At 66.3% G+C, this 6,446-nt stretch carries 6 protein-coding genes and 1 pseudogene; 1 reads left to right on the plus strand and 6 read right to left on the minus strand.

The features are described 5' to 3' along the window. The 4 genes and pseudogenes from I0Q12_RS31890 to I0Q12_RS04010 form a co-directional block, all read right to left on the minus strand. A pseudogene (locus I0Q12_RS31890) lies at positions 1-620 on the minus strand (aldehyde dehydrogenase family protein); the annotation flags it as partial. A gap of 38 nt (positions 621-658) precedes the next feature. Beyond that, positions 659-1,765 (minus strand): NAD(P)-dependent alcohol dehydrogenase, encoded by a 1,107-nt coding sequence (locus tag I0Q12_RS04000; protein WP_197250696.1) that lies wholly within the window; start codon positions 1,763-1,765, stop codon positions 659-661. Positions 1,766-1,821: 56 nt separating this feature from the next. After that, entirely contained in the window at positions 1,822-3,051 is a 1,230-nt protein-coding gene (locus I0Q12_RS04005) for an NAD(P)/FAD-dependent oxidoreductase (RefSeq protein ID WP_197250697.1), read from the minus strand. Positions 3,052-3,055: 4 nt separating this feature from the next. Further along, positions 3,056-4,378 carry a cytochrome P450 gene (locus tag I0Q12_RS04010; RefSeq protein WP_197250698.1) on the minus strand — a complete coding sequence of 441 codons (1,323 nt, stop codon included), beginning with the start codon at positions 4,376-4,378 and terminating at the stop codon, positions 3,056-3,058. A gap of 349 nt (positions 4,379-4,727) precedes the next feature. Here I0Q12_RS04010 and I0Q12_RS04015 point away from each other — a divergent pair, with 349 nt between their 5' ends. Then, positions 4,728-5,048, plus strand: coding sequence for a 2Fe-2S iron-sulfur cluster-binding protein (locus tag I0Q12_RS04015; protein ID WP_197250699.1), 321 nt, complete (start codon positions 4,728-4,730; stop codon positions 5,046-5,048). 62 nt (positions 5,049-5,110) lie between these two features. Here the strand turns inward: I0Q12_RS04015 and I0Q12_RS04020 are convergent, their stop codons facing one another. Together I0Q12_RS04020 and I0Q12_RS31895 are read right to left on the minus strand one after the other, a co-directional pair. Further along, the gene (locus I0Q12_RS04020; protein ID WP_197250700.1) at positions 5,111-6,085 is read right to left on the minus strand and encodes a helix-turn-helix transcriptional regulator; all 975 of its coding nucleotides are present in this window, start codon (positions 6,083-6,085) and stop codon (positions 5,111-5,113) included. Then, the coding region (locus I0Q12_RS31895; protein ID WP_231609962.1) for a LuxR C-terminal-related transcriptional regulator at positions 6,078-6,446 on the minus strand (369 nt) is incomplete at its 5' end. The genes I0Q12_RS31895 and I0Q12_RS04020, both read right to left, overlap by 8 nt.

A 6,446-nucleotide genomic window follows, 5' to 3' on the forward strand; every position in this document is an offset into this window, starting at 1 on the left:
ACGATGTTGAGCACACCCGCGGGAAGGCCCGCCGCGATCGCCGCTTCGGCCATCAGGAAGGCGTCGAGCACGGTCTCCGGAGACGGTTTGAGAACGACGGTGCAGCCGGCGGCGAGCGCCGGAGCGATCTTGAGGAACGTGATGGCCTGGGGGACGTTCCACGGCACGATGGCGCCGACGACGCCGATGGGAGAGCGGGTGACGAGGGTCGATCCGCCGAGCATGCCGGGTCGGATCTCGTCCTCCTGCTTGGCCGTCATCTCGGCGTAGTAACGCAGCAGGAGAGGTGGGAAGCCACCCTCGAATTGTCGGGCGAGGCTGATGGGCATGCCGTTCTGGCTGCTCACCCGGGTCGCGGTGTCCTCGGCGCGGGATTCGAGTTCGTCGGCGAAGCGGCCCAGGACCTCGGCGCGCCGGGCGGCGCTCCACGACGCCCAGCCGTCCGGGCCGGTGAAGGCCGCGCGGGCGGCCTCGACCGCATCGTCGATGTCGGACTCGGTACCGTCCGGCACCGAGCCGATCCGCTGTTCGGTGCTCGGCGAGATGACCGGAATCGTCGAATCGCCGGACGGCCGTACCCATCCGCCGCGGATGTAGAGATCGGTGTAGTCGATCGTCATCGGGGTGTCCTTCTCGGAAAGTGTGTCGGGTGGAGTGGTCAGTCCTGCACGAGCACGGGCTTGAGCACCTCGCCCCGGTGCTGGGCCTCGATTGCGTCGTTGATCTTCGCGAAGGGGAAGGTGGTGACGAGCTTGTCGAGCGGGAACCTGCCCGCCTTGTAGAGCTCCACCAGTTCGGGGATGAATTCGTCGGGGACACTGTCGCCCTCGATGATTCCGGTGATCGTGAGTCCCATGGCGAGGGAGCTGATGATGTTCAGTGGCACGGATGCTGCCGGGTCGGCGGGCACGCCGATGAGGCCGATCGTGCCGTGGAAGGTCATGGCGCCGACGAGCGACTCGATTACTGCCGGGACGCCGGAGGTGTCGATCGCGTAGTCGACACCGGCGGGGACGATGGCGCGGACCTGCTCGACGAGTGGGCCGGCGGCCGGGTCGACGACGTGGGTGGCGCCCAGTTCGAGGGCGAGTTCGCGCCGGGACCGGTGGGGTTCGACGGCGATGATGGTGGTGCAGCCCTGCACGACGGCGCCCATGACGGCGGCCAGGCCGACGGAGCCGGCGCCGGCGATGAGTACTGCGGAGCCGGGACCGCAGTTCAGGGAGCGCATCACTGCCCCTGCGCCGGTCTGGATGCCGCATCCGAGGGGTGCGAGCAGTTCCGCGGGGACGTCGTCGGGAACTTTCACGACGTTGCGCTCGAACGCGAGACTGTGGGTGGCGAAGGAGGATTGGCCGAAGAACAGGCCGGTGAGTTTTTCCCCGTCGGTGGTGGTGATCGGCCCGGTTCCGTCGTCGCGCACCCCGTCGTAGGCGAGGTGCATGAATTGGTGGCAGTAGGACGGTGCACCCGTGGTGCACGACGGGCAGGTCCCACAGCTGTTGAAGGTGATACTGACACGGTCGCCGGGTGCCACTTTGGTGACGCCGGGGCCGACTTCTCGAACGATGCCGCATCCTTCGTGGCCGAGCACGGCGGGCAGCGCGGTCGGGAGGGCGCCGTCGCGTGCAGCGAGGTCGGTGTGGCAGATGCCGACGGCCTCGATCTCGACGAGAACCTCACCGGCCCTGGGTCCCTCGATGGTGATCGGCTCGAGGGTGAATTCGGTGTGCGGCTCTCTCGCGACTGCTGCGAGTGCTTCCATCGTCACGTACTCCATATCTTGTGGCCGACCCGTGGGCCGGCGGAGATCGAAATGCTCTACAGAACGGCGTCCCGCAACGAGGTCGCGGGGTCGGCGAGTGCGGTGGGGTCGAGCTTGGTGCGGTCGCCGATGAAGCGTTTGCCGGCCATGAATTCGGCTGCGGCGTTTACGGTCTCGACGGCGACGGGGACGCCGTCGCTGTCGAGGTGGAATAAGGCGAAGGAGGACTCGGACGGATCTCCGCGCAGGACAGCCCGGGTGTCGGGATCGACCATCCCGGCCATCTTCATCTTCAGGTCGAACTGATCGGACCAGAACCACGGCACCTCGTGTGGTGGCCGGGGTGCGTTCATGATGACGGCGGCCGCCTGTTTCGCCTGTTCCACTGCGCTGGGAATGCTTTCCAGTCGCACCATCTTGCCGAGGGTGTCGTGCAGGCGGTAGGTGACGTCCCCGATGGCGAGGACATGCGGATTGCTGGTGCGGGCCGAACCGTCCACCACGATCCCGGCGAGGCACTCGATGCCTGCCTCTCGTGCCAGCGCGTCGTTGGGGATCGCTCCGACTCCCACCAGTACCAGGTCACACGCGATGTCGGTGCCGTCGGCGAGGGTGACTCCACTGACGCGACCGGCTGTCCCGGTGATTTCCTGGACCTCGGCACCTGTGAGGATGCGTGTGCCGCGGTCTCGGTGGAAGCGGGTGAGGGCGTCGGACAGTTCCGGGCTGGCGACGCGGGCCAGTACTCGTTCTTCCCGCTCGATGACCGTGACCTCGCCCCCGCGGGCGCGGGCCGATGCCGCGACCTCGAGTCCGACGTACCCGCCACCGACGATGGCCAGCGAGGATCCGCTGTGGACTGCCTTGCGCAATTGCGCGGCGTCGGCGAGCGTGCGCAGGCTCAGGACACCGTCGAGATCACTACCGGGGGTGGTCAGCGTCCGTGGTGCGGCGCCGGTGGCGAGGACGAGCGTCGTGTACTCGAGGATGGAACCGGACGCCGTCGTCGCAGTGCGGGCGTCCCGGTCGATGTGCACGACCGGGTCGCCCAGTCGGGTGTCGATGGCGTTGTCGGCGTAGAACGATTCCGGCTTGAGCCATTGCACGAACTCGTCGTCGGTGTACTTCTTCGACAGTGGCGGGCGATGATATGGCGGATGTGTTTCCTCTCCGCACAGGATGATTCGGCCGTCGAACTTCTGTTGGCGGAGCAGACCGGCGAGTGTGCCACCGGCATGCCCGGCCCCGACGATCACCACGGTGGGTGAGGGGTGTGGCGTGGGCATCGGGTTACTCGGCGAAGTCGATCTTGACGGGCATGTTCTTGAGGCCGCCGACGAAATTGGTCTGGATCATCTTGGTGTCGTCCACCAGTTGGAGCGACTCGATGTGGGGGAGCAGTTCCTCGAACATGATCCGCAGTTCCAGCTTCGCCAGGTGCTGGCCGATGCACATGTGCGGGCCGTAGCCGAAGGCGATGTGCTTGTTGGGCCGGCGGGTGATGTCGAAGCGATCGGGGTCGGGGATGACCTCCGCGTCGCGATTGCCCGACTGGTACAGCAACATGAAGCGGTCGCCCTTCTTGATGTCACGGCCGCGCAGCGTGTAGTCCTGCGTCGCCTGACGCATGAAATGCTTGACCGGCGAGGCCCAACGCAGCGACTCGTTCACAAGGTGCGGAGCGAGCGACAGATCGGCCTTCACCTTGGCGAGTTGGTCCGGGTTGCGACCGAGTTCGAGAATGCCTCCCGCAAGAGTGCTCGAGGTGGTGTCGTGGCCCGCGGTCGCGATGGCGATGAACCAGCCGTAGGCCACCTCGTTCGGGTAGTAGTCACCGTTCTTGTCGCGGGCGAGGGAGATGATCGTGGCGAGGTCGTCCCGGGGGTTGGCGCGGCGATCCTGGAGCAGCCGTTCGAAGTAGGCGTAGAAGTCCTGGATCGTGGCCACCCACTGCTTGGCGGCGGCGTCCGGGGTGAGCGGTTCGACATCCTCGCGGATGGCGTCGGGGTCGGCCGTCCCGAAGAACTCCTGCGTCAGGGCCATCATGCGGGGCTCGTCCTCCTCGGGCACCCCGAACAAGCTCATGATGACGTGCAGGGGGTAGTACAGGGCGAAGTCCTTGACGAAGTCGATGCGGCCGTCTGTCTCGAGGAGTCGGGCGACGGACGCCTTCGCCAGGTCACGGATGGTGGTTTCCCACTTCGCGAGGTTGGTCGGCCGGAACCAGTCGACGGCGATGTCCTTGATCTCGGTGTGCTCGGGCGGATCGAGGTAGGTGAGCGTCTCCAGGATGCGGAGACTGCCGTTGTTGATGCTCTTGGTGAACTCGTCGCCGGCCTGGTTCGCCAAGATCGGGTTGACCGACCCCTTGTTCTCACCACCCGCGCTGGTGAAGATGTCGGGCTGACGCTCGATCTCCATGATGTCGTCGTGCTTGCTCACCAGCCACAGCGGGTCGTACCCCTCGACGACAGCACGGCCGAGTGGATTGTTCTCGCGCAACCAACGGTAGGCCTCGAACAACTCGTCGTTGTCCCGGTGCCCTTCGGGCAACACGATCCGGCGGGCGACGGCGTCCGGGATCAGCTCTGTGACCTGCTCTGTAGTGCTCATCGAATCCCCTTCGTGATGCTGTGAGATGTGGCGCCGAACGCTGCGGCGCTCACGTCGGCCGATGTGAGTTCAGCCTGTCAGCAGCGGGGGTGAGGGGCATCACACCAGCGAACGAAAGTTGTCTATCTAACGGGGGATGTGGCCCCGGTCACTCTGCTGTCGCTTGCTGGTGGCGGCGCAGTTTTCACCCCATGGGAGGGGGGTAATCGGCCGATGTGGTGATGTGCGCGTCCAGTGACCGGCGACACAATTTCGGTCATGGAGAACGCGGCCGTACCCATCCGGGTGCATCGCCCCGCACCCGCGACGACCGCGCAGATGTTCACCGGTCGACCCGAAGGAGATTGCCATGCCCAACGTCGTGTACCAGCTTCCGGATGGTTCGACGGCGTCCGTCGACGTCCCGTCCGGCCAGACTGTGATGGACGGATCGGTACGCAACAACCTTCCCGGCATCGTCGCCGAATGCGGGGGCAGCTGCTCGTGCGCCACCTGCCACGTGTACGTGGACGAAGGTTCCGCCCCGGTGTTCAGTGAGCCGACACCAGAGGAACAGGACCTTCTCGAGTTCCTCGACGGCGTCCAGCCGTGCTCTCGCCTCGCCTGCCAGCTGGTGCTGACCCCCGACGTGGACACCGTCAAGGTGACCGTGCCGGCTTCGGGCGACTGACGACGCGACGCGACTCGGCGGGCCCACCGGCTGGGGCCGGGTCACGGGGCGGAGCCGCCGGGTCACCGCGGGGTGGACCGATACTTCGCGATCAGCTCGGCGCGGTTGGTAGCGCCCAATTTTCGGAGAATGCGCTTCACATGCGACTTGACCGTGTCGACGGTGATGACCAGCTCGGCCGCGATCGAGGCGTTCGACGCACCGGTGAGAATCAGCCGGACGACGTCCGCTTCGCGCTCGGTGAGCGGATCGAGCAGGCGCCGATCCACGTCGTTCTCCGCAGGAGGCGGTGCACTGTTGGCCGCGCCGCGTGGGGACAGGGCGTCGAAGTCGGTGTTGCTGCTCCATCGCCGGGCGCTGTCGCGGAGGAGGAGGTCCTGGCGCTCGCGACGCGCTTCGAGGCCGACCCGCTCGAACTGACCGCCGAGCATTTCCGCGAACACGCTCAGGGCGTGGCGCCGTGGAGGATCCAACATCGTGTCGACGTGCACGAAGGCCGCCGCACGCCCGTCAACCACGACCGGAACTGTGGAGAAACCGTTGTTGCCCAGAGTGTTTCGCATCGACTCGGGAACGAGTTCATCGACCGTGACCGTGTTTGCCGCGAGCGCATGCTCTTCGGGAGAGCCCGGCGCGAGGTCGAATCCGAGGGGCAGTGACGGCGTGATATCTGGATCGGTGGTGAAGGAGACCACGGGAACGATCCGATCCTCCTCGAGTCGAGACAGCACGACCGTTCGCGCAGAGCAGAGTTCGGCGACGCGCTCACACGCGCGTTGCATGAGTTCGGTGCTCGAGGCGGCATCGTCCAAGGCGTGGACGGCGCCATCGATGCCTGACGCGATTGCCTCGATGTCGTCGGTTCGACTCTCTACGAGCGCCTTCCGGCGATCGAGGAAATCGGCGAGACGCCGGCCGAGTTCGGCCGTGCGCTCGGGAGTGGCGGTGCGCAACTCGGTGAGGATGCCCGAGACGGCGCGATCGAGCTCGGTGTCCCCGGTGTCCGGTTGCGAATTCGCTTCCGGCACGTCAGCCATCGGTCACCGTCTTGGTGTTGGCGTACAGGGCCGCCACCTCGGCGCGCGTGGATACTCCGAGCTTCTTGAAAATCCGCTGGACATGGCTCTTGACGGTGCCGTCGGAAATGCAGAGTCGCCGGGAGATTGCCGCGTTCGTCGCGCCGGTCGCCAGGAGCGTGAGCACTTCGTGCTCGCGGGCGGTCAGCGATTGCGCGCGCGGAATGACCGTGGCCCGCGATCCACCGTCCGGGATCGGTTCCTCGGGGTTCGACGGTTCACGGGTATCGAGCTCGGGCATCGTCACCGGTGCCTGTTCGAGGTGCTGCAGTGCCTTGGTGAGACGTCGGATCTCGGTGTCGATGTGCTCGTTGCGCGCGCA

The sequence above is a fragment of the Rhodococcus sp. CX genome (assembly GCF_015865005.1).
Classification (GTDB): Bacteria; Actinomycetota; Actinomycetes; order Mycobacteriales; family Mycobacteriaceae; genus Rhodococcus.